General features: G+C 67.6%; 21 protein-coding genes. 6 read left to right on the forward strand and 15 right to left on the reverse strand.

Annotated elements, in window-relative coordinates:
- Positions 1–48: 48 nt before the first annotated feature.
- Positions 49–1146, reverse strand: a complete 1098-nt coding sequence (locus WS57_RS05050) for an OpgC domain-containing protein (protein ID WP_059517428.1) — start codon at positions 1144–1146, stop codon at positions 49–51.
- Positions 1147–1533: 387 nt separating this feature from the next.
- On the opposite strand from WS57_RS05050, the gene WS57_RS05055 reads away from it, so the two are divergent.
- Positions 1534–2688: a porin gene (locus tag WS57_RS05055; RefSeq protein WP_059517426.1), complete on the forward strand. Its 1155-nt coding sequence runs from the start codon at positions 1534–1536 to the stop codon at positions 2686–2688.
- 52 nt (positions 2689–2740) lie between these two features.
- Here WS57_RS05055 and WS57_RS05060 read toward each other — a convergent pair whose 3' ends face one another.
- Positions 2741–3652, reverse strand: a complete 912-nt coding sequence (locus WS57_RS05060; RefSeq protein WP_009693971.1) for a LysR family transcriptional regulator — start codon at positions 3650–3652, stop codon at positions 2741–2743.
- Between the two features lie 140 nt (positions 3653–3792).
- Between WS57_RS05060 and WS57_RS05065 the strand changes: the two genes are divergently transcribed.
- Complete coding sequence (locus WS57_RS05065) at positions 3793–4803, forward strand: aldo/keto reductase (RefSeq protein ID WP_059517424.1); 1011 nt, start codon at positions 3793–3795, stop codon at positions 4801–4803.
- A 124-nt stretch (positions 4804–4927) separates the two neighbouring features.
- The gene (locus tag WS57_RS05070) at positions 4928–5668 is read left to right on the forward strand and encodes a sulfite exporter TauE/SafE family protein (RefSeq protein WP_009693973.1); all 741 of its coding nucleotides are present in this window, start codon (positions 4928–4930) and stop codon (positions 5666–5668) included.
- Between the two features lie 95 nt (positions 5669–5763).
- On the opposite strand, the gene WS57_RS05075 is transcribed toward WS57_RS05070, so the two are convergent.
- The 5 genes from WS57_RS05075 to WS57_RS05090 form a co-directional block, all read right to left on the reverse strand.
- On the reverse strand, positions 5764–7929 hold the full coding sequence (locus WS57_RS05075) for a hypothetical protein (RefSeq protein ID WP_069243824.1): 2166 nt from the start codon (positions 7927–7929) through the stop codon (positions 5764–5766).
- 616 nt (positions 7930–8545) lie between these two features.
- Positions 8546–9553 carry a phosphotransferase enzyme family protein gene (locus WS57_RS35435; RefSeq protein WP_081056836.1) on the reverse strand — a complete coding sequence of 336 codons (1008 nt, stop codon included), beginning with the start codon at positions 9551–9553 and terminating at the stop codon, positions 8546–8548.
- 150 nt (positions 9554–9703) lie between these two features.
- Positions 9704–10099, reverse strand: a complete 396-nt coding sequence (locus WS57_RS05080; RefSeq protein WP_069243825.1) for an ester cyclase — start codon at positions 10097–10099, stop codon at positions 9704–9706.
- A 52-nt stretch (positions 10100–10151) separates the two neighbouring features.
- Positions 10152–10859, reverse strand: a complete 708-nt coding sequence (locus WS57_RS05085) for a hypothetical protein (protein ID WP_069243826.1) — start codon at positions 10857–10859, stop codon at positions 10152–10154.
- An 84-nt stretch (positions 10860–10943) separates the two neighbouring features.
- A complete protein-coding gene (locus WS57_RS05090) occupies positions 10944–11846 on the reverse strand; it encodes a LysR substrate-binding domain-containing protein (protein WP_009693979.1) in 903 nt (300 codons plus the stop codon).
- Between the two features lie 513 nt (positions 11847–12359).
- Here WS57_RS05090 and WS57_RS05095 point away from each other — a divergent pair.
- From WS57_RS05095 to WS57_RS05105, 3 genes are all read left to right on the forward strand, one after another.
- Positions 12360–13220 carry a peptidoglycan DD-metalloendopeptidase family protein gene (locus WS57_RS05095; RefSeq protein ID WP_059517419.1) on the forward strand — a complete coding sequence of 287 codons (861 nt, stop codon included), beginning with the start codon at positions 12360–12362 and terminating at the stop codon, positions 13218–13220.
- 209 nt (positions 13221–13429) lie between these two features.
- On the forward strand, positions 13430–14332 hold the full coding sequence (gene bla, locus WS57_RS05100; protein WP_040131576.1) for a class A beta-lactamase: 903 nt from the start codon (positions 13430–13432) through the stop codon (positions 14330–14332).
- 94 nt (positions 14333–14426) lie between these two features.
- A complete protein-coding gene (locus WS57_RS05105) occupies positions 14427–15299 on the forward strand; it encodes a LysR substrate-binding domain-containing protein (protein ID WP_009692079.1) in 873 nt (290 codons plus the stop codon).
- Between the two features lie 43 nt (positions 15300–15342).
- Here WS57_RS05105 and WS57_RS05110 read toward each other — a convergent pair whose 3' ends face one another.
- From WS57_RS05110 to ddpX, 8 genes are all read right to left on the reverse strand, one after another.
- Entirely contained in the window at positions 15343–15678 is a 336-nt protein-coding gene (locus WS57_RS05110) for a type 1 fimbrial protein (RefSeq protein ID WP_009692080.1), read from the reverse strand.
- Between the two features lie 334 nt (positions 15679–16012).
- Entirely contained in the window at positions 16013–16267 is a 255-nt protein-coding gene (locus tag WS57_RS05115; protein WP_009692081.1) for a GlsB/YeaQ/YmgE family stress response membrane protein, read from the reverse strand.
- A 123-nt stretch (positions 16268–16390) separates the two neighbouring features.
- Complete coding sequence (locus WS57_RS05120) at positions 16391–17182, reverse strand: ABC transporter ATP-binding protein (RefSeq protein WP_009692082.1); 792 nt, start codon at positions 17180–17182, stop codon at positions 16391–16393.
- Entirely contained in the window at positions 17179–18087 is a 909-nt protein-coding gene (locus WS57_RS05125; protein WP_081337579.1) for an ABC transporter ATP-binding protein, read from the reverse strand. The genes WS57_RS05120 and WS57_RS05125 overlap by 4 nt, the downstream gene beginning before the upstream one ends.
- Position 18088: 1 nt before the next feature.
- Positions 18089–19003, reverse strand: coding sequence for a nickel transporter permease (gene nikC, locus WS57_RS05130; RefSeq protein WP_009692085.1), 915 nt, complete (start codon positions 19001–19003; stop codon positions 18089–18091).
- Between the two features lie 66 nt (positions 19004–19069).
- The gene (locus WS57_RS05135; protein WP_069243828.1) at positions 19070–20140 is read right to left on the reverse strand and encodes an ABC transporter permease; all 1071 of its coding nucleotides are present in this window, start codon (positions 20138–20140) and stop codon (positions 19070–19072) included.
- Positions 20141–20150: 10 nt separating this feature from the next.
- Positions 20151–21752, reverse strand: coding sequence for an ABC transporter substrate-binding protein (locus WS57_RS05140; RefSeq protein ID WP_060254312.1), 1602 nt, complete (start codon positions 21750–21752; stop codon positions 20151–20153).
- Between the two features lie 47 nt (positions 21753–21799).
- On the reverse strand, positions 21800–22363 hold the full coding sequence (ddpX, locus tag WS57_RS05145; RefSeq protein ID WP_009692089.1) for a D-alanyl-D-alanine dipeptidase: 564 nt from the start codon (positions 22361–22363) through the stop codon (positions 21800–21802).
- Positions 22364–22365: the final 2 nt, after the last annotated feature.

Consider the following 22365-nt stretch of genomic DNA (forward strand, 5'->3'; position numbering starts at 1 on the left):
TTCAGAAGGATCGCCTATCGTAGCAGCGGCGCATGACGGCGCGGTGCGTCATCGCCGCGCGCGGAACGGCAGCCGCGCGATCAGCGGTGCGTACAGTTTCGCGACGAGATACAGCAGGCCGATCGCGACCACGTCGGCGGTCAGCCCGAGCGGCACGTCGAGGTAGCCGTCGGTCGCCTGGTACAGCAGCGAATCGACCGCGAGCGAGATGGCGGTGCCCGCGACGAAGCACAGCAGGCCCTGCCGGCCGATCGTGCCGATCCACGGCATCGCGTGCGCGACCTTCTTCATCCAGCCGAGGTGCACGAGCTTGGCCGCGAGCCACGCGATCGCGAGGAAGTTCGCGAGCCGCAGCGCACCGAGGTTCTGCTTGATCGACGGATCGGTCGGGAACGGCTCGACGCGCAGCCGGTAGTACGCGCCGGCCGCGACGATCGCGAGCGCGGCGGCCGTCAGCAGCCAGCCCTGCGGCTTCGGCGCGAGCGTCTGGTAGACGGGCTGGCAGCGCGAAATCACGCCGAGCACGAACAGGAACTGCCAGGCGAACGGGTTGAAATCCCACGGCGCGCCTTCGACGGTCGGCAGGAAGCGCGCAGCGTGCGGCGCGGCGTACCACAGCGAGCCGCTGAACGCGAGCAGCAGCCACGGCTGCGTGCGCGCGAGCGGCAGCGCCAGCGGCGCGAGCAGCGCGAAGAACGCGTACATCGGCAGCACCGACGCGAGGTAGGGCTGGCGGCGGAACAGCAGGATGTCGCGCAGCGCGGCGAGCGGTTTCTGGAGCAGGCCGTCGAGATCGTTGGTCGGCATGTTCGGGCCGTCGATCGCGAACGCGTTCAGCACGGCCGTGATCAGCAGCATCAGGCCGGCGGTCACGAGAAACGCGCGGTAGATCTCGAACGCGCGCCGGATGAAGCGCTGGCGCGCGGCGGCTTCGTCGTGGCGCTCGGCGAGCGAGTTGTACGCGATCGCGGTCGCGAAGCCGCCGAGAAACACGAACACCTCGGCGGCGTCGCACAGCGCGTACGCATGCAGCGTCACGCGGGACAGGATGCTGCCGCCGATATGGTCGACGACGATGACGAGCAGCACGAGGCCGCGGAAGAAATCGAGCTCCGCGTAGCGGCCGGCACGGGCCGGGGCGGTCATCGGGCCGCCTCCCGCCGGGGGCCGCGGGCGCGACGGGCACCCGCCGCGCGTGAATCGGGGTAAAGCATGACTGCGTGAAGAAATGACGAATGGATGCGCATTGTGCCACCGATGCGACGGATCCCGGGTTTACGCCGATGGCGAGCCGGCCCGCCGCGGCCGCCAAGGCAGTCGGGGCCGCCGCGCAGGCGACGCAGTTGGGAGGGCGCAACGCTTTGCGCGCCGTTCGCCCGCCCCGATGGACGGACGATTTGCGACGTGACACCATTTTGTCCGCGCGGCCGCACACCGCGTCGTCCGCGCTGCGGGCCAACCATGCAACACCCTAAAAGTCCAAACAATTCGCCGGGCGCGCGCCTGCCCGGCACCCGGCTCCGGAGATCCGACATGAGGAAGCACGTCTTTTTTGCCGCCGCGCTCGCAGCATTCGCCGCGCCGGCTTTCGCGCAGGACAGCGTGACGCTGTACGGCCTGATCGACGAGGGCTTCAACTACACGAACAACGTCAACGTGAACGGGGTCGGAAAGGCGAATTACCAGCTCGCGAGCGGCTATGCGCAGGGCAGCCGCTGGGGCCTGAAGGGCAGCGAGGACCTCGGCGGCGGCCTGAAGGCGATCTTCACGCTGGAAAGCGGTTTCGACGTGAACAACGGCCGGCTCGGCCAGGGCGGCCGCATGTTCGGCCGTCAGGCATTCGTCGGGCTCGCCGATTCCCGTTTCGGCACGCTGACCTTCGGCCGCCAGTACGACTCGGTGGTCGACTACCTGGCGCCGCTGACCGCGAACGGCAACTGGGGCGGCACGCTGTTCTCGCATCCGTTCGACAACGACAACACCGACAACTCGTTCCGCGTCAACAACACGGTCAAGTACGCGAGCCGCGACTGGAACGGGCTCTCCTTCGGCGGCACCTACAGCTTCAGCAACAGCACCGGCTTCTCGAACAACCGCCAGTACAGTGTCGGCGCGCAGTATTCGCTGGCCGGGCTGCAGGTCGCGGCGGCCTATCTGCAGGCGAACAACCCGGGCGCCGGCAGCGCGGGCGCGATCGCGGCCGACGACGCGAACTTCGTCGCCGACCGCCTGCGGATCTTCGGCGGCGGCATCAACTACACGTTCGGCCCGGCGACGGTCGGCTTCGTCTATACGAAGGCCGACGTGAAGAATCCGGTGTCGACCGTTTACCTGCCGGCCTCGACGTTCGAGGGCCTCGGGCTGACGGCGACGAAGTTCCAGAACTTCGAGGTCAACGGCAAGTACCAGCTCACGCCCGATTTCTTCCTCGGCGCGCAGTACGTGTATACGGACGGCAAGTTCGATGCGGCGGCCGGCTCGTTCAAGCCGAAGTACCACACGGTCGGCCTGATGGCCGACTACAGCCTGTCCAAGCGCACCGACGTCTACCTGCAGGGCGCGTGGCAGAAGGCCGCCGGCGACAAGACGGGCACGGCGGCCGATGGCGGCTATGTGGTCGGGACCGACGGACCGTCGTCGTCGTCGAACCAGTTCTCGGTGCGCGCCGCGATCCGTCACAAGTTCTGAGCGGCAGCTGCGCGGCGGCGCGCGGGCGGTGGGCGGTTCGGTCCGGCCCGCGTCAGCCTGCGCCGCTCAAGTCGCCGAGCGTCTCGGCGAGCCAGTCGACGAAGATCCGCACGCGCGGCGCGAGATGGCGCCCGTACGGAAACACCACCGACACCGGCAGCGGCGCCGCATTCCATTCCGGCAGCACTTCGACGAGCGAGCCGTCCGCGAGCAGCGGGGCGAGCCCGTCGCGCGGCGCCTGGATCAGCCCGAGGCCGGCGACGCAGCACGCGAGATACGCGTGCGAGCTGCTGACCGACACGACGCTGCGCATCTTCACCGTATGCAGCTCGCCGCTGTCCATGTCCGCATATTCCCAGTCCAGCTCGCGGCCCGTGCGGCTCGAGAAATAGCCGACCGCGACATGGTCGGGCAGGTCGTCCGGCGAACGCGGCGTGCCGTGGCGCGCGAGATAGGCGGGCGACGCGCAATTGATCTGCGCCATCTCGCCGACGCGCCGCGCCACCAGCGACGTATCTGACAGCGCGCCGACGCGCACCGCGCAGTCGATGCCGTCCGCGACCAGATCGACGAAGCGGTCGGTCGTGCTCATCACGACGCGCAGGTCGGGAAAGCGCGCGTGGAACGCCGGCAGCGCCGGAATCACGCGGGTCAGCGCGAAACGCTCGGGCAGGTCGACGCGGATCACGCCGCGCGGCGACGCGCCGGCTTCCTCGAACAGCGTCTCGGCATCGTCGAGATCGGCGAGCAGCCGCTCGCAGCGCTCGTAGTAGGTCGCGCCTTCGGCCGTCAGCCCGACGCGCCGCGTCGTCCGTTGCAGCAGGCGCACCTTCAGATGCTTTTCCAGATACTGGACCGCGTTGCTGACGGTCGGGCGCGGCAGTTGCAACTGCTCGGCCGCCTTCGTGAAGCTGCCCAGACGGGCGACGCGCGCAAAGATGCGCATTGCATGCAGATGATCCATGCGTGACGGAACCCCGGCGGATTGAGACAGGCTCCATTGTTAATCAGCGTTGAATGGTTTGGTGGCCTGTTGCGTGTTTATCGTGCAGCGCGATGCGCGCAGAATCCCGTCCATCCACCGACCATATGAGGGAAACGGACATGAATAAGCGTCAACTGGGCCGCACCGGCCCGCAGGTCTCGGCGATCGGGCTCGGCTGCATGGGGATGTCGGACTTCTACGGGTCGGCCGACCGCGACGAAAGCATCGCGACGCTGCACGCGGCGCTCGATAACGGCATCACGCTGCTCGACACGGGCGATTTCTACGGAATGGGCGACAACGAGATGCTGATTCGCGACGCACTGCGCGGAAGGACGCGCGACCAGGTGCTGATCAGCGTGAAGTTCGGCGCGCTGCGCGATCCGGCCGGCGGGTTCGCCGGCTACGACGCGCGACCCGTGGCGATCCGCAACTTCGTCGCGTATTCGCTGAAGCGGCTCGGCACCGACCATATCGACATCTACCGGCCGGCGCGCGTCGATCCGGCGGTGCCGATCGAGGACACGGTCGGTGCGATCGCCGATCTGGTGAAGGCCGGATATGTGCGCCATATCGGGCTGTCGGAGGCCGGCGCGGACACGATCCGGCGCGCGGCGGCCGTCGCGCCGATCGCCGACCTGCAGATCGAATACTCGCTGCTGTCGCGCGGGATCGAGGCCGACATCCTGCCGGCCTGCCGCGAACTCGGGATCGGCGTGACCGCGTACGGCGTGCTGTCGCGCGGGCTGCTGGGCGGCCAATGGAAGGCGCGGCAGGGCGAGCGCGACTTCCGCGCGGCCAGCCCGCGTTTTCAGGGCGAGAACCTCGCGCACAACCTGGCGCTCGTCGACGCACTGCGGGCCATCGCCGACGAACGCGGCCGCACGCCGGCGCAGGTGGCGATCGCGTGGGCGCTGTCGCGCGGCGACGACATCGTGCCGCTGGTCGGCGCCCGCAAGCGCACGCAGCTTCAGGACGCGTTGCAGGCGGCTGAGATGCAACTAACGGTCAGTGATATCGCGCGCATCGAAGCGGCGGTTCCCGCCGGGGCGGCTGCCGGCGACCGTTATCCGGCCGCACAGATGGCGCATCTCGACAGCGAGCAGGGACGGGGGGCGCACCAGGGCTGAGCGGTGCGCCCGGCGGGCGGTCCCCGCCCGCCGCGCCCTAGCCAGACTCAGGCAAAACCAGATGGCGGGCGGCGCGCGGGCGGCGCACCATCGGCGCCGTGTTCAACCGGACGGAACGCCCGCCATGCAAATTCATACGTTGACGATCATCGCGCTGGTGTTCCTGCTCGCCGGCGCGGTCAAGGGCATGATCGGCCTCGGCCTGCCGACGATCGCAATGGGGCTGCTGACGCTCGCGATGCCGCCGTCGGCCGCGGCCAGCCTGCTGCTGGTGCCGTCGTTCATCACCAATATCTGGCAATTGTGGCTCGGTCCGTCGTTCGGGCCGCTGCTGCGCCGGCTGTGGCCGCTGATCGCGGGGCTGACGATCGGCACGCTGACGGGCGGCCTGCCCGCGCTCGCGGCCGGCAGCGCGTGGACGCATGCGGCGCTCGGCGTCGTGCTGATCCTGTACGGTCTGTGGGGTCTCGCGGCCGCGCGCTTGCCGGCGCCGGGCCGGCACGAGACGTGGCTGTCGGCCGTGGTCGGCTATCTGACCGGCGTGGTGACGGCCGCGACCGGCGTGTTCGTCGTGCCTGCCGTGCCCTATCTGCAGGCGCTGCGGCTCTCGAAGGACGATTTGATCCAGGCGCTCGGGCTGTCGTTTACGGCGTCGACGATCGCGCTCGGCTTGCAGTTGCGCGTGTCGGGCGCGCTGCAGACCGTCGACCTCGGCGTGTCGGCGCTTGCGCTGGTGCCGGCGCTGGCGGGCATGGCCGGCGGCCAGTATGCGCGGCGCGTGATGAGCGAAAAGACCTTCAAGCGCTGCTTCTTCGTCGGGTTGATCGCGCTCGGTGCGTATATGGCGGTTTCCGGGCTGCGATAGGCCGCTCGCGGCGAGCACGCCGCCGTCACTGCTGCCACCGAAAGCCCGCATCGACAATCGGCTTCCGGCGGCATGACGGAACGGCGTGCTTCCGCTCAGGCGGGATCCGCGTACTTCAGCGTCCATCCGAACGAGCGGCTGGCTCCCGAGCCGAGCGCAAACGGCCGGGTCGTGCACGCAAAGTTCGAATGCAGCTGGCCGATCGGCGTCGTCGACAGCGGATTCGTCGCGCCGTTCACGGTGTCGAAAGCCGACAGCGCGCAGCTGTCGAAGCCCGATGCCGCGTAGCCGGTCGCGATGCCGTTCGCATACCTGACGGACATCCCGTCGCCGTTGACCTGCGTGGCCGCGAAGTCCGCGAACGACGTGAAGTCCGTTTCGACCGACAGCGTGCCGGCGAGCGTGCCCGAGCTCAGCGTGTCGCTGCGCGAGATCGTGCCGTGATCGAACGTCAGCACCGTATGCGCCTGCAGGTCGAGGTCCGTCGTGTAGGCGGCGTTCTTCGTCGCGAGCCGGAATTTCGCCGTATCGAACGACACGATCACCTGGGTGCCGGTCTGCTGCACGTTCAGGTTCTTGTAGTACGTGACGGGAATGTAGGTCTTGCCGTTGTACGAGACCTGCGGCACCAGCAGCGCATAGCCGAGATCGGTCGTGCCGTAGGACAGCTTGTCGGAGAACGGCACCGGATAGTACGGCGTGTACGAGTTGTAGTCGGGCGCCTGGCTCAGATTCAGGTTGATCACGCGCCGGCCGTCGCGCACGGTGAGCAGCGCCGCGCTGTACGGATGCGCGGTGTCGCCGGGCTGGTTGTACCAGGTGAGCGTGTAGCGCGGCAGTGCATCGAGCCATGCGCCGTAGTCCGCATCGGCCATCGGCGCCTTGCCGCCGAAGCCGAGCTTGTTCCACCACGCGTTCACGTACAGGTACTGGTGCAGCAGGCTGAAGTTCTCGCCCATCACGCGCGGCTTGCCGCGATACGCGTCGGTGCCGCGCCCCTTGACCCACATGTTTACCGACGGCGTCGGCAGCGATGGGTCGTACCAGTACGTGTCGAAGCGGTGCGCGGCCTTGTAGATGAACGCGTAGGCGATCTGCTTTTCCTGGTCGGTCAGCACGCCTGCATTGGCTGCCGCGGTCAGCACTTCCATGAAGGCGGAGTCGCCGTACGGGCCGATCGAGCGGCCGTAGTTGAAGCCCTGGCCGTCCGTGTTCAGCTGCGGCAGGATCAGGTCGACCGACTTGCGCAGATAGCCCTTCAGCTCGGGCGTGAGATTCGCTGCGTTGTCCATTTCGAAGGTGCGCTCGACGACTTCGCCGATCAGCAGCGTGCTGTAGCGGTCGAAGCGGGCCTTGTCGTAGTACGTCGTGTGCGTGTTCGATGCCTCGTCGGAGAAGCCGCCCGACGAATCGTTGCGGATATGGTTCGTGAGCGTGTACAGCAGCGCGTCGCGCGCGCCCATCGTCGCGACGGCCGGATCGGTCGCCGACGCGAACGACGGATTGCTCCAGCCGAGCTTCTGCCGCAGCCCGGCGATCCCGTACGACACCGCATAGTAGTTCTGGGCGGTGTTGAGCGACGCGATGTCGATCGGCGTGCCGGCGGCCGGGCACGTGTTGGTCTTGCCGCTCGCGTCCGGGCCGAACATGTCGCAGAACGTGAGCCGGCGCTGCAGCGTCGCGAGCATCGCGTCGCTGAACACTTCGTTGAGCATGCCGTGCGCCTTCAGGTTGTTCAGCGCGACGAGATAGTAGTACTCGCCCCAGGACGTATTCGCATACGTGTAGTTGGCGCCCGACTGCGCCATCATCGCGGTCGTGATCTGCTGGTAGGTCGCGAGATAGCTCGCGTATTGCGGGTCGCCCTTCGACTTCATGTCGATCAGGATGTACGACAGGCCGAGCGCGAGCTTGCCGGGCAGGAATTTGTCGCCGGTGTTCGTGTCGAGCACGTGGACCGGCGTGCCGTCGCCGAGATCCATCACGACCTGCGTGAAGTCGGGCGACTTGCGGATCAGGTCGAACAGCGCGCGCATCTGGCCCATCATCGTGACGGGGATGTCGGCGCCGGCCGGCACGCTGGTGTCGGGCGCGCCATAGACGAGCGCCTGCAGCGAGTTGGCGGCGAGTGCGGGCGTCGACGGCGATGAAGGCGAGGGCGGCTGCGTGTCGGTCACGTCGCTGCCGCCGCATGCGCTGACGAACAGGACGGAAAGGGCGCTGAGCGCGGCGCCGAGCGCGAATCTGCTGCGCGGATGCATTGTGGGGTGTCTCCGGTTTGAATAGTGGTGAGGACGGGCCGGTCCGACGCTGCCTCGCTCGACGCCCGTACCCGACTTCCGCCTTGCAACCCTGATCCCTGAAGGCGGACGCCTGAATCGCAACCCGAGCGGGCCGACGTTTTCCGGTGCGGGAGCGGTGGTTCGGGCCGCCGCCGTTGGCATTGGAAAACGTTTTCCAAATTTAGGCATCGACAGGCATGCTGTCAATGATCTTTCGTCAGGATGGTGGCGGGGGAAACCCGGATGGAAAAGAGACGAGGACCCCGGACTGGACCGGAAATGTGCGGTTTTCAGGCGTGTTTATTGCAGATATTTCCTTCCGGTGTTTGCGGTGAGCGGTGTGGAAGCGGCGGGAATCGGAGTGCAAGGAATGCGCGCTTTCTTCCGTTCGAAGAAGAAAACGTTATCCATAAGGGTCGCCGCGACAGATGTGCGTGACGATCGACCCTGGAGGCGGCCGCCGTCGGTCGCACCGGAGCCGGTTAAGAGTACGAGTCGTCCACGAATCTAGAGCAGATGACGGCGTCAGTCAGAGCGAGCAAAGCGGCATGAAGATCGAGGCGGCGCTCGAAGCGAATCCGGGGTTTGCCCGGCTTCATGAGTTGCGGTCATGAAAACTGGCGATGGACCTATCCGCGCCAAGAATTCGCAACTCCAGATCGGATGCTCGTATACACAACTTCTCGAGACGATCAAATTGCTCGACCCACAACTCATCCGGCAGTCGACAATAGCGGACTAGGAACTGCAACGACCGAAGCTCGTTACATATCACCAACCGCGCGATCTCGTGATTCTCGATGTACCGATCGGGCAAAACATGGCTGTATGCGTCAACCAGATCCGCCCACAAGGGACCAGGAGCTGGTTCCGGACCAAGTTCAAGCCACCAGGCTATTGTTGCCAGGTCGAACAATTGCGGCCCTGTGCCGCAATCGTCGAAATCAAACAAAGTAATGGTGCAATCGTGAAGGCGAAGATTATCCAGGCGAAAGTCTCCGTGACAGAATCCCCAGTAGTCGTACTCTTTAGCAGGAACCCTGAACAAGCCTGGAAATGACTCGACCAATCTCGACACTACGTTGGCCGCTGCTGCGGAATGTGCAGAGACTTCGTCGAGAACACGTCGCCCCCATTCGACATTGGCGAGCGTGCGTGATGGAGCAAGCTGCGTCAGCCACGATTGCCGATGCAGCTCGGCGAGCGCCAGGCCTGCAGCGTGCATATCATTATGCGTCGGCGTTGGCACACGTCCTCGAGCCTCCGCAAACAGCACTGCGCTCCTTCGAATACCATCCGCAGTTATAAAGTCTCGCAAATATTGCTGATTTCGATTTTTGATTGGTAGAGATACTTTTAGAATCTCACTCGTCTGTATGGAATTGAGAACCTCAATTTCCGCCATAATGTCGGCGGGCGTCCGATCAAGTTCACGGTAGATTCTAAGAAAGTAATTGGCACCCGTGGTGGCCGCGATGCGAAACGTCCAATTCACGCCATGAACGACCTCATCGATGTGATCCACATCGATGTCATACTCGTCCGCCACGAACCTATGGACAAGTTCTATATGGCGAGATTTGTGATTTTGTTCTCGACTCATGATTGGTTGATCTCCCGATCAGATCGTTCAAGCGAGAGAAGACATGCAAGAGGTTATGACCCCGATCCCATGGAGTCGCCAGCGGAATGCCCGTCTGCAATACATACAAGATACCGTTCAGCGCCGCGCATCATCGACTGTGCGCCCCCGTTAGCCGCTCTGAAGCTGCCGCTCGATCGCACCCTTGTCGATGACCGACCAGACCTGGCGGATCTTCCCGTCGAGGAATTCGTAGAACACGTGCTCGCTGAACGCGATCCGCCTGCCGTCGACTGCGAGGCCCAGAAACGTCGCGCGCGGCGTGCAATCGAACCTGAGCCGGCACGCGACGCGCGGCGGCTCGCAGACGAGCCATTCGATCTCGAAGCGCAGATCGGGGATGTCGCGCACATCCTGCTCCAGCATCGCGCGATAGCCGGCGAGCCCGAGCGGGCGGTCGTTGTGGATCACGTCGGCCGCGACATGGCGGTCGAGCGCGGCCCAGTCCCGTCGGTTCAGGCAGTCGATATACGCGCGGTAGCGCGCGGCGAGATCGGTTCGAGTCACGGCGATGTCTCCTCGTTCGGGCGACGGCGGCGCGAACGCCGCACCGCTGCCGCTACAGGTTCAGCGCATCGCGAATCCTGCGCTCATGGGCGGGCCAGTCGCGCGCGCCGTTTTCGATCGACAGCGTGTCGAGCGGCAGCCGGCCGAACAGCGTGTCGGTCAACTGCCGGTAGTCGCGGTACAGCGCGATCAGCCCGCCGAGGCCCACGTAGCCGCGCCGCACGCAGTACGGCGACGCCAGTTTCCAGTTCGTCTGGTACGCGACCCAGTCGTCGCCGCGCTCCGCGCAGACCGTGCGGATCGCCGCATCGATGTCGCGTTGCCAGAAATAGATGACGAGCGGCGCGAGCGGGGCGATGACGGCGGCCAGCTCGCCCACGTACGCATCGATGAACGCGGGGTCGGCTTCCATCAACAGCATGTTGGTCAGGTCGCCATGAAACAGCTGTCCGTCCAGCACGTGCAGCGCGCCGCTGCGCTGCACCGTGTCGGCGAAGGCGCGCCAGCGGGCGAGCGCACGCGCGGCGAGTTGCGCCGCGCTCGCATCGCGCCACGGCTCGAACCAATGCGCGAGTTCGTCGGTGGCGCGCACCGGATGGGGATCGGTCCGCTCGTGGACCGCGACGGCGGCGCGTCCGGCCGCCTGCATTCGCGTCGCGATGAAGCGCATCGTGGTCGATTTGCCCGAGCCCATCATGCCTTCGACGATCACCAGCCGGCGATCGGTGCGTGCGGACGAGGCGTTGGCGATGGCGGTCATGTCGGGTTCGGAGCGCGGGTTCGAATGCGGCAGCTGGCAGTGTCGGGCAGGTGGAACGCAAGCACGCGGCGCGGCCGCGCGGGATCAGCGCGGTTGCGTCGGCGCTTCCCCCGACAGGAACGCGACGAACTCGCGCGTGTATTTCGGCAGCGCGTCGAACGACCGCGCGCAGAGCGTCAGCTTCCGGTGGCTCCACGAATCGGACAGATCGACGAGCCGCACATCCATCGTCTGCATCGCGCGCACGGCCGCATGTCGCGACACGATGCCGATGCCCACGCCGCTTTCGATCACGCGGCAGATCGCGTCGAAGCTCTTCAATTGCACACGATAGCGGATCCGCTCGCCGAGCGCGCGCGCCTGGTCGGCGAGGTGGACCTGCAGCGCGCTGCCGTCGGTCAGGCCGATGAAGTCGGCATCGACGATCGCGTCGAACGCGACCTTGTCGCGCGACGCGAGCGGATGTCCGGCCGGCACGACGACGACCAGCCAGTCTTCGCGGAACGGCTTCTGCTCGAGCCCGCCGAGGCCGACCGAATCGGCGACGATGCCGATCTCCGCGGTCTTGTTGCGGATCGCATGGACGATTTCCTGGCTCGAACGCTCCTCGACGCTGATCGACAGCTTCGGATGGTCGGGCAGGTACGCGGCGAGCGCATCGGGCAGGTATTCGCTGAGCGATGCGGTATTGCAGAGCAGCCGGATATGACCGCGCAGCCCCTGGCCGTATTGCTGCAGTTCGCCGCGCATGTGGTCGATCTGCTGCAGCACGGTGCGCGCATGGTGCTCGAGCGCTCGGCCGGCGTCGGTCGCCTGCGCGCCCGACTTGGTCCGGTGCAGCAGCGGCACGCCGAGCTCGTCCTCCATGCCGCGGATGCGTTCGCTCGCGGCCTGCAGCGTGATATGCGTGCGTTCGGCGCCGCTCGTGATCGTGCCGGCCTCGCAGATGTTCAGGAAGAGCCGCAGGTCGGTCAGGTCGAAGCGCATGATGTCGGGGGCGCGATATCGTTGGAATGGCCGATAAGGTAGCAAAAACGGCGGCGTCAGGCTCAGGCACAGCCTGAGACCCGATTCGCCGCTTCCGCATTTTCGGGGCGCGATCGATGGCCGATCATGGCCGGACATCAATGGGGGAGACTGTCATGCCTGTCGATCCGTCCTGGGGCGTGTCTTTCAAGATCGCGCTGCATGTGTTTTTTCTCTGCGTCGGCATTGCGTGGGCCTGTTCGGAGCTGATCGACTGGCTGCGCTGAGTGCGCCGGCCGGTCGCGCGTTCCGGTCCCGCCGGGAGAAGGCATCGCTTGGCGATGAGCGGGAAAATCGTGCCGGACTCGCGCGCGCAGCCTGTCATATTTGCTTGAATCGATCGCGGCAGCCGACGAAAATCGCCATCGGCGCGTCTTTCGTGATCGTTTGTCATCATTGTTTGCATCCGGTTACACGTCGGCCGTTCCGTTTTTGAGATGCTTGAAAGATTGTCAAACCGGAGCACGATCGACCATGGAAAAGCGCGAGATCAACCGCCATGCGGCACGGCTGTCGAGCCTGCTCGCCGTGCTCGCAATGGCCGGTTGCGCAAGCACGCAGTCGGTTCCGCCGAGCGACACGCTGGCAGCGCAAGCGCCGTCGCCGACGAGGCCGTCCGCCGCCGCCCAGCCGGCGGCCGCACCGGCCGCGCCCGCCCCGGCGCCGATTCTCGTCGCGCACGACTATGTCGTGAAGCGCGGCGACACGCTGACGGGCATCGCAAAGGCGAACGATTGCAGCATCGACGACCTGCGCCTGTGGAACAAGCTCGGCGCGCGCAGCAGGCTGCGCATCGGGCAGACGCTGCGCATCGTCACGCAGGACACGCGGCAGGCGCCCGCCGCGCAGCCGACTGCCCCGGCCACCCCGGCCGCCGCGAGCGATGCGGCGGCGGCCGTTCAGCCGGGCGAATCGACGGCGAGCGACCGAAAGGTCGTCCAGCAGACGAAGCGCCATGCGAGCGGCGTGGCGCTGGCGTGGCCCGCGCACGGCAAGATCGTCGACGGGTTCCGGCCGGGGCAGAACCGCGGGATCCAGATCGCGGGCCGGGCGGGCGACCCGGTGCGCGCCGCGGCCGACGGACGCGTGATGTACGCCGGCACGGGCCTGAACGATTACGGCAGCCTGATCATCGTCCAGCACAACGCGGACTTCCTGACCGCCTATGCGCACAACCGCAAGCTGCTCGTGAAGACCGGCGACGTCGTGCATCAGGGCGACGAGATCGCCGAGATGGGCGATCTCGACAATTCGCGCGTCGCGCTGCTGTTCGAGGTCCGGCGCGACGGCAAGCCCGTCAATCCGCTGCCGTACCTGCCGTCGTCGCGCGGCTAGAAGCGGGAACCGGCCCTCCGAGGCTGGAACGCAGGCACCGTCGCTGCTACGCTAGGGTCTGTTCACGCGGCCTCGCGAAAGCGGGCCGACAAGGCGTCTGCACGGTGCGCGGCGAGGGCCGCGCGGGCCGGCCGCCGGCGTGAACGGGCGCGCGTCGCCGACGCGCGCGTTGCTCGATGCCACCGCTTCCGACCGAATACCATTCATCCATGGATCATTCCTCGACACGCCGCTCGCTGTTGCTCGCCGCCGTCGCCGCGCCGTTCGTCGCCGCGTGCGCACCGGCTCCCGTCGCCGACCAAGGACGCGTTCATGCCGCGCAATCCGACCTCGCCGCGCTCGAAAAAGCGTCGAACGGCCGGCTCGGCGTCGCCGCGCTCGACACCTCGAACGGCGCGCGCGTCGCGCACCATGCGCGCGAGCGCTTCCCGCTGTGCGGCACGTACGCGGTCGTCGCGGCCGCGGCGGTGCTCGCGCGCGGCTCGCTCGACGCGACGCTGCTGCCGCGCCGCATCCTGTATCGCCGCTACGACGTCGTCGCCGGCTCGCCCGTCACGGAAAACCACGTCGACACCGGCATGACGATCGCGCAGCTGTGCGCGGCAATGCTGCAGTCCGGCGACAAGGGGGCGGGCAACCTGCTGATGGGCGTGCTCGGCGGCCCGCAGGCCGTCACGTCGTTCGCGCACGAAAGCGGCGACACGACGTTCCGCCTCGATCACTGGGAGCCCGAGCTGAATGCGGCCGCGCCCGGCGACGAACGCGACACGTCGACGCCGGTCGCGATGGTCGACATGCTGCAGCGGCTGCTGCTCGGCGACACGCTGCTGCGCGAGCCGCAGCGCGCGCAGCTGATCGAGTGGATGGTCGGCGGCGCGCGCGGCGCGGCCGGCATCGCCGCGGGCGTGCCGCCCGGCTGGCGCGTCGCGGACAAGGCCGGCACGGGCCGCTACGGCACGACGAGCGACGTCGCGGTCGTGTGGCCGCCGTCGCGCGCGCCGCTCGTGATGGCCGTATCGTTTACGCAGCCGCGCGCCGATGCGGCCGCGCGTGCGGATGTCGTCGCGTCCGCCGCGCGCATCGTGGCGAACGCGCTCGCCACGACGGCCTGAGCGCCGGCCTCGCGCAAAGCCGGCGTTTGCCTTATCGTGTCGGTCAGCGCACGCCGGTGCCGGCGCGCGATTCTTCCGCCCACTTCGCCTCGTCATGCGCCGACTTCCGCCCCTGCACGCGCTGCAGATCTTCTCGATGGTGGCCCGCCACCGCAGCTTCACGCGCGCGGCCGAGCAACTGTGCATCACGCAGGGCGCGGTCAGCCGGCAGATCCAGACGCTCGAGGCGCACTACGGTTTTCCGCTGTTCCGCCGGCATGCGAAGGGCCTCACGCTGACGGCCGAGGGCGAGCAGCTGCTGCCGGTGGTCAACGAAAGCTTCGCGCGGATCGAGGACATTTCGCTGAAGCTCACGCGGCAGCGCACCGATCTCGCGCTGAAGGTGCCGACCTGCGTGATGGGCTGGATGCTGCCGCGCATCATGCGCTTCCAGGGCGAGCATCCCGACCTGCATGTGCAGATCACGACCGCATGGCAGCACGTCGTCGATTTTTCGAGCGAGCCGTTCGATGCGGCGATCGTCTACGGCACTTCGCCGGGTGCGGGCGTATTCGCGCTGCCGCTGTTCGACGAGCGGCTCACGCCGGTATGCGCGCCCGGGCTGAGGCAGGCGTCGCCGCTCGACGCGATCGACGATCTCGCGCGCCACACGCTGCTGCATCCGACCCGCGACCATCGCGACTGGCGCGCATGGCTCGATCACGCAGGCGCGCGCACGATCGACGCCGAGCGCGGGCCGACCTTCGACACGCTCGATCTGGCGACCAATGCGGCGATGCAGGGGTTCGGCGTCGCGATCGGCGACGTGACGCTGGTCGACGACGACGTCAGCGCGCGCCGGCTCGAACGGCCGTTCGACATCGTGCTCGAGACCGGCGCGCGCTACTTCTTCGTCTATCCGGAGCACAGCGCCAGCCAGCAGAAGATCCGCGCGTTCAGCGACTGGATCGCGCGCCACCGCGACTGACGCGGGCGCGCCGAACCGCTGCGCGGCGCGCGCCCGGCCGTCGTCACTGGTACGTGACGACGGCGATCATCGGCGCGCGATTGCGGCCCGGCCGGTCAGGTAAAACGATTGCGCGCGAAGCCTGGGTAAAGGTCGTGGTCCTGATCGCCTGCATGCTCGCCGCATCGACGAACGCGATCTGTCCGGTCGCCGGGCGCGGGCAGTCGGGGCGCACGTGCGCGGGCGCGGTATCGGGCGCGTCGAGCGCAAACGAGCAGGGCGGCTCGACGATCATGCCGGTGAAGTGAATGATGCCGGACGCGCCGGCGGCAAACGACGCGGATGTGCCCAGAAGCGAGGCAGCCAGCACGAACGAGGCGGCGATCAGGCGATGCTTCATGACAGGCTCCAGAGAGGAAGCGCGTCGCAGCGGGGTCGCTCGAATGGCAGTCCGTCAACGCTGCGATGCTGAGTGCGTAAACGGCAGATCCATCGAACCTCTTGAATGAAAAATCCGAAATACCGGCGATAAGCAAATGACGTGGTGTTGCTTCAGACAATGTAGGCCGAATCTGCGCAACCGCAAGTCAGGGTATTGCCGGGTGGCATAGGCGTCCGGGCCCGACGTTAGTCGCGATCGTTGCGCGGGCAACGGCCTGTCGCGATCCGGAAAACAAAATGGCCGCTCACCAGGTGAGCGGCCATTCCTGCGTGGCAGCCGGCGGACCGGCTGCTCAGGCTGCGCGCTTGCGCACCGCGCCGACGATCACCAGCAGCACGATCGCGCCGACGATCGACGCGATCCAGCCCGCGCCCTGGCCGGGTGCATACCAGCCGGCGGCGCGGCCGACGTAGCCGGCAACCAGCGAGCCGACGACGCCGAGCACGGTCGTCATCAGGATGCCCATCTTGTCGTCGCCGGGCTTGAGCGCACGGGCGAGGAGGCCGACGATGAATCCGACCACCAGCATTTCGATGAATTGCAGCATGAACGCCTCCCTGTCGATATCGCGTTGTTGAAGGAAACGAATGGACCCGCGCGCAACGCCAGGGTTCCGCGCGGCGCGGCGGACAGCGGGCCGAGTATCGCACGCCGCCGCGTCGGGAGGATGTCAGGCGGCCGGTGCGTCCGCGGCCGGTTCGAGCCGGCGATAGCCTTCGGTCGCGCGCAGCAGCGTGCGCGTGTAGTCGCGCGCGACCTGCCCCGCGCGCACGTCCTCGATGCGCAGCTGCTCGACGATCTCGCCGTGCTGCATTACCGCGACGCGCTGGCACAGGAAGCCGACCACCGCGAGATTGTGGCTGACGAGGATCATCGTCAGGTTGCGCTCGCGATGCAGCCGGCGCAGCAGGTTCAGGATCTCGGCCTGCACCGACACGTCGAGCGCCGAGGTCGGCTCGTCGAGCAGCAGCACGCGCGGCTCGACGATCAGCGCGCGTGCGATCGCGACGCGCTGCCGCTGGCCGCCCGACAACTGGTGCGGATAGCGGAAGCGGAAGGTCGGGCCGAGGCCGACCTCGGCCAGCGCGCGGGCGATGCGCGCGTCGGCGTCGCGCATGTCGGGGCGGTCCCTGCCGTGGATCGACAGCGGCTCGCGCAGCGTCTGGTCGACCGTGAAGCGCGGATGCAGCGAAGCGTACGGGTCCTGGAACACCATCTGCACGTGGCGGCGGAACGCGCGGTCGGGCGTGCCGCCGACCGGCCGGCCGTCGATCGACAGGCGGCCGGACGCGAGCGGCACGAGGCCGGTCAGCGCGCGCAGCAGCGTCGATTTGCCGGAACCCGATTCGCCGACGAGGCCGAACACCTCGCCGTCGCGCACCGCGAAGCTCGCGTCGCGCACGGCGTCGACATGACCGGTGCGGGTCGGGAAACGGATCGATGCGTGATCGACGTCGATCATCGTGCGGCCTCCTGCTGAACGGGTGAGACCGGCGCGGTTGCGGCGGCGTCGAGCCACGCCGGATCGCGCCGCAGCACCGGCAGTTCGTCGGGCGGGTTCGCGAGCGGCGGGTTGGCCGCGAGCAGCCCGCGCGTATAGGGATGCGTCGCGTGGCGCAGGTCGCGCGCGGCGCAGGTCTCGACCACGCGGCCCGCATACATCACCGCGACGCGATCGCAGAACGACGTCACGAGCGGCAGGTCGTGACTGATGAACATCAGGCCCGTGTTGTGCCGCGCGATCATCGCGTCGAGCACCGCAAGCACCTGCATCGACACCGCGACGTCGAGCGCGGAGGTCGGCTCGTCGGCGATCAGCAGGCGCGGCCCCGTCGACACCATCATCGCGATCATCACGCGCTGGCCCATGCCACCCGACAGCTCGTGCGGATACGCATCGGCGACGCGCGCCGAGTCGCGGATCTGCACGGCCGCGAGCGCCTCGACGATCCGCTCGCGCAGCGCGCGGCCGCGCAGGCCCGGCTCGTGCAGCCGGAACGCCTCGCCCATCTGCTTCGCGACCGTCATCACCGGGTTCAGCGAATATTTCGGGTCCTGCAGGATCATGCCCATCTGGCTGCCGCACAGCCGCCGGCGCTCGCGCAGAGACATCGCGAGCAGGTCGTGGCCGGCGAAGCGCATCGTGCGCGCGGACCACTGCGCGGCGTCGGGCAGCAGGCCGAGCAGCGCGCGGCCCGTCAGCGACTTGCCGGAGCCCGATTCGCCGACGATGCCGAGCCGTTCTCCCGGCGCGAGCGTCAGCGACAGGTCGCGCACCGCGTCGGCGACGACGCCGTCGTGGCCGCGAAAGCCGATCTTCAGGCCGTCGATCTCGCACAGCGGCGCGGCGGCGGAATGCATCGTCATGTCACGCTCCATGTCGCGGATCGAATACGTCGCGCAGCCCGTCGCCGAGCAGGTTGAATGCGAGGCTGACGAGCAGGATCGCTGCGCCGGGCAGCGTCGCGACCCACCACGCGTCGAGCAGCACGTTGCGGCCCGACGCGACCATGAAGCCCCATTCGGGGCTCGGCGGCTGCGCGCCGAGGCCGAGGAAGCCGAGGCCGGCGACGGTCAGGATGATGCCGGCCATGTCGAGCGTCGCGCGCACGATCACCGACGACATGCACAGCGGCACGATGTAGCGCAGCAGGATGCGCGGGCCCGACGCGCCTTGCAGCCGCGCGGCGTGGATATAGTCGGCCTGCGCGATGCGGATCGTCTCCGCGCGCGCGAGCCGCGCATACGCGGGCCATGCGGTGATCGAGATCGCGACGACCGCGTTGATCACGCCGGGGCCGAGCGCGGCCGCGAACGCGAGCGCCAGCACGATCTTCGGGAACGCGAGCGCGACGTCGGTGATGCGCATCAGCACGCTGTCGACGAATCCGCCGCAGTAGCCGGCCGTCGTGCCGATCAGCAGGCCGATCGGCACGACGATCACGACCACCAGCAGCGCGATGCCGAGCGTGAGGCGCGAGCCGCCGATCAGCCTCGACAGGATGTCGCGGCCGAGCTGGTCGGTGCCGAACCAGTGCGACGGCGAGCCGGGCGGCAGCAGCCGGTCGGACAGCACCTGGCGCAGCGGATCGTGCGGCATGATCAGCGGGCCGACGATCGCAACCGCGACCAGCGCGACGAGGATCGCGAGCCCGAACAGGTTCAGCGGGTTCGCGGCGAAGCGGCGCCAGCGGCGATACGCGAGGCCGAACGCGGCCTGCGAACGCGAGGCGGGCGCATCGGACAGCAGCCACGCGCGCAGCGTGAGACGCTCGGCATTCATGATTCGACGACCTTCGGCGTGGACGGGAAAGCAGGCAGAGATGAAGCGGTCATGTCGTCGCGGCCCTTATCGTGCACGCGGATCGAACACGCGATACAGCGCGTCGGTCAGCAGGTTGACGGTGATGAACATCGCGCCGATCACGAGCGTCGCGCCGAGCACGGCGTTCATGTCGGCATTGAGCAGCGCGCCCGTGAGGTACGAGCCGAGCCCCGGCCATGCGAACACGATCTCCGTGAGCACCGAGCCTTCGAGCAGGTTGCTGTACGTGAGCGCGATCACGGTCAGCAGCGGGACCATGATGTTGCCGAACGCGTGCCGCCAGATCACGCGGCGCTCGGACAGACCCTTCGCGCGCGCGGTGACGATGTACTCCTGGCTCAACTGGTCGAGCATGAACGAGCGCGTCATCCGGCTCAGGTACGCGACCGAGTAGTAGCCGAGGATCGCGGCCGGCAGCGCGATATGCGACAGCGCGTTGCGCAGCACGTCCCATTCGCCGGCGAGCGCCGCGTCGATCAGCAGGCTGCCTGTGTGCGTATCGACCATCCCGTCGTATGCGGGGTCGATCCGGCCGGGGCCGCCCACCCAGTGCAGCTTCGCGTAGAACAGCAGCAATCCCATCAGCCCGAGCCAGAACACCGGCACCGAGCTGCCGATCAGCCCGACGAAACGCGCGACGTGGTCGATCGGCCGGTTGTGCTTCACCGCGGCCACGACGCCGAGCGGCACGCCGACCGCGATGCCGATCAGCGTCGCGATCGTCGCCAGTTCGAGCGTGGCCGGAAACACGCGCTTGATGTCGTCGAGCACCGGGTTCGCCGTCAGCAGCGAGACGCCGAAATTGCCGTGCAGCACGTCGCGCGCGTAGATCAGGAACTGCGTCAGCAGCGGCTTGTCGAGCCCGAGCGCGATGCGCTCGGCCGCATACGCCTCGGCCGAAGCGCGATCGCCGAGGATCGCCAGCACCGGATCGATCGGCACCTTGCGGCCGATCACGAAGGTCAGCGCGAGCAGCCCCGTGAACGTGACGGCGAGCGTGAGCGCCCAGCGCAGCACGCGCAGCGTCCAGCGCACGGCCGGACGCCGCGCGGGCAGCGTGCGCAGCGCTTCGAGGGAGGAGGCGGGAGTCGACATGCGGCGAGTCTTATTGCTTCTTCAGGTTGCGGTACGACACGAGATCGTTGATCGGGCCGACCTCGAGCCCGCTGACGCCGGGCCGCGTCGCGACCTGCGCGACTTTCTCGAACATGATCACGAACGGCGAGTGCGCGAGCACTTCCTTCTGCATCGCCTGGTACAGCTGCGCGCGTTTCGCGGCAGTCGGCTCGGCGAGCGCGGCGTCGGTTTCCTTCGTCAGTTGCGGGATATCCCAGCTGTTGCGCCAGGCCAGCATTTTATAACTCGACTTGTCGGAATTGTCGGGGTTCCATGCAAAACCCTGCGCGTTGCTGTGCGGGTCGATGTAGTCGGCCGACCATTCGCCGATGTAGATGTCGTGCTGGCGTGCACGATATTTCGCGAGCGTCTGCTTGTTGTCGCCGGGGATCAGCTGCACCTTGATGCCGGCCTGCGCGAAGTTCGCCTGCACGGCCTGTGCGATCTCCGTGTACGGATAGTCGTTGCGCACGTCCATCGTCACGGAAAAGCCGTTTGGCACGCCGGCCTTCGCGAGCAGCGCCTTCGCCTTCGCGACGTCGAGCTTGTACGGGTTCGTGTTCAGCGCGCCGAGGAAGCCTTCCGGCAGGAAGGCCTGGTGCACCTTGTAGGTCGTCTTCACGACGTTGTGCTGGATCCCCGCATAGTCGACCAGCCACTTCAGCGCTTCCTGCACGTCGGGCTTCGCGAGCGTCGGGTTCTTCGTGTTGAGGCCGAGGTAGAGCAGCGTCGCCTGCGGCGACGCGGTGACCTTCGCCTTGCCGGACTTCACGACGGCGGCGAGATCGTCGGGGCTCAGGTCGCGCGCCGCATCGACGTCGCCGTTTTCCAGCAGCAGGCGCTGGCTCGCGGCTTCGGGCACGTGGCGCAGCACGATGCGCTTCATCGCGAGCGGCAGCCGGTAGCCGTCGAAGCGCTGCAGCACGACGCTGTCGCCGGCCGTCCATTTGACGAGCTTGTAGCCGCCGGAGCCGGCCTCGTTGGTCTTCAGCCACGCGTTGCCGTAATCGTTGCCCTGCTGGTGCGACAGCAGCAGCTTCCGGTCGACCACCGACGCCGGCCACGAGCCGAGCACGTTCAGCACGAAGGTCGGCGCGTATTTGCGATCGGTCGTCACCGACACCGTCAGGTCGTCGATTTTCTTCACGTTCGCGGCCACGTTCGCCTTGGTCAGGCCGATGCCGGTCAGCACCGCGGCCGGGCCCTTGTCGAGCAGCACCGCGCGCTGGATCGACCACGCGACGTCGTCGGCCGTCAGCGGGTTGCCCGAATGGAACTTGAGGCCGGGCCGCAGCTTGAACGTGTAGGTCAGGCCGTCGGGGCTGACCGTCCACGACTGCGCGACGTCGCCGTTGAATTTCGACGGATCGCGCAGGTCGACGCGCACGAGCCGGTCGTACGTGTTCGCGACGTATTCCTCCGGCACCAGTTCGTAGATCTCGCCCGGGTCGAGCGTCGTGAATTCGTCGAGCAGCGTCGCCATCACGAACATGTCTTTCGGCGTTTCCGCGTGCGCGGCGGCAAACGGCACGGCGGCGAGCACGGACGCGGCGGACAGGGCCGCGACGAGCCGGGAGGTCAGGACATTCATGGGGACTCCATCGGTTGTCGAACGTGAACGGAAAGGCGAAGCGTGCATCACATCAGGCGCCACGGGCCGCTCGCCGCGTTGTCGATCTGCGGCAGCGCGCGCGAGCCGGGCAGTTCGTAATGCCACCACTCGCTGTCGATGTGCGCGAAGCCGGCCGCGAGCATCACGCCGAGCAGCAGCAGGCGGTTGCGTTGCACGGTGTCGGGCAGCCCCGTGTGGAAATGACCGGACGCGGCGACCATCTCGTCGAAGCCGGTGCCCATGTCGAGCGGCTCGCCGTTTGCGCCGACGAGCGTCAGGTCGAGCGCGGTGCCGCGGCTGTGATTCGAGCCGCGACCGAGATCCGCGACGAAGTTCGGATCGGGCAGGAAGTCCCACAGCACCTGCTGCGCCTGCGGCGGCCGGTACGCATCGTAGATGCGCAACGTGAGGCCGGCCTGCGCGGCGATCCCGACCGCGCGGCGCAGCGCGGCCTCGGCCGGTTCGAGCAGCAGGCAGTGCGCGCGGCGATAGATCGGCTTGCCGGTCAGGTTGCGGTCGGTCGCGTAGACGAGGTCGATGTCGACGCCGTGCGTGGCGGGCGTGATTTCGACGAGGCGGTGAGAAGTCATCG

Source organism: Burkholderia pseudomultivorans, from assembly GCF_001718415.1.
Taxonomy (GTDB): Bacteria; Pseudomonadota; Gammaproteobacteria; order Burkholderiales; family Burkholderiaceae; genus Burkholderia; species Burkholderia pseudomultivorans_A.

Coding starts and splice junctions, on each gene's coding strand:
- WS57_RS05050 (WP_059517428.1), bottom strand. CDS start 1,146: ATGACCGCCCCGGCCCGTGCCGGCCGCTACGCGGAGCTCGATTTCTTC.
- WS57_RS05055 (WP_059517426.1), top strand. CDS start 1,534: ATGAGGAAGCACGTCTTTTTTGCCGCCGCGCTCGCAGCATTCGCCGCG.
- WS57_RS05060 (WP_009693971.1), bottom strand. CDS start 3,652: ATGGATCATCTGCATGCAATGCGCATCTTTGCGCGCGTCGCCCGTCTG.
- WS57_RS05065 (WP_059517424.1), top strand. CDS start 3,793: ATGAATAAGCGTCAACTGGGCCGCACCGGCCCGCAGGTCTCGGCGATC.
- WS57_RS05070 (WP_009693973.1), top strand. CDS start 4,928: ATGCAAATTCATACGTTGACGATCATCGCGCTGGTGTTCCTGCTCGCC.
- WS57_RS05075 (WP_069243824.1), bottom strand. CDS start 7,929: ATGCATCCGCGCAGCAGATTCGCGCTCGGCGCCGCGCTCAGCGCCCTT.
- WS57_RS35435 (WP_081056836.1), bottom strand. CDS start 9,553: ATGAGTCGAGAACAAAATCACAAATCTCGCCATATAGAACTTGTCCAT.
- WS57_RS05085 (WP_069243826.1), bottom strand. CDS start 10,859: ATGACCGCCATCGCCAACGCCTCGTCCGCACGCACCGATCGCCGGCTG.
- WS57_RS05090 (WP_009693979.1), bottom strand. CDS start 11,846: ATGCGCTTCGACCTGACCGACCTGCGGCTCTTCCTGAACATCTGCGAG.
- WS57_RS05095 (WP_059517419.1), top strand. CDS start 12,360: ATGGAAAAGCGCGAGATCAACCGCCATGCGGCACGGCTGTCGAGCCTG.
- bla (WP_040131576.1), top strand. CDS start 13,430: ATGGATCATTCCTCGACACGCCGCTCGCTGTTGCTCGCCGCCGTCGCC.
- WS57_RS05105 (WP_009692079.1), top strand. CDS start 14,427: ATGCGCCGACTTCCGCCCCTGCACGCGCTGCAGATCTTCTCGATGGTG.
- WS57_RS05110 (WP_009692080.1), bottom strand. CDS start 15,678: ATGAAGCATCGCCTGATCGCCGCCTCGTTCGTGCTGGCTGCCTCGCTT.
- WS57_RS05115 (WP_009692081.1), bottom strand. CDS start 16,267: ATGCTGCAATTCATCGAAATGCTGGTGGTCGGATTCATCGTCGGCCTC.
- WS57_RS05120 (WP_009692082.1), bottom strand. CDS start 17,182: ATGATCGACGTCGATCACGCATCGATCCGTTTCCCGACCCGCACCGGT.
- WS57_RS05125 (WP_081337579.1), bottom strand. CDS start 18,087: ATGACGATGCATTCCGCCGCCGCGCCGCTGTGCGAGATCGACGGCCTG.
- nikC (WP_009692085.1), bottom strand. CDS start 19,003: ATGAATGCCGAGCGTCTCACGCTGCGCGCGTGGCTGCTGTCCGATGCG.
- WS57_RS05135 (WP_069243828.1), bottom strand. CDS start 20,140: ATGTCGACTCCCGCCTCCTCCCTCGAAGCGCTGCGCACGCTGCCCGCG.
- WS57_RS05140 (WP_060254312.1), bottom strand. CDS start 21,752: ATGAATGTCCTGACCTCCCGGCTCGTCGCGGCCCTGTCCGCCGCGTCC.
- ddpX (WP_009692089.1), bottom strand. CDS start 22,363: ATGACTTCTCACCGCCTCGTCGAAATCACGCCCGCCACGCACGGCGTC.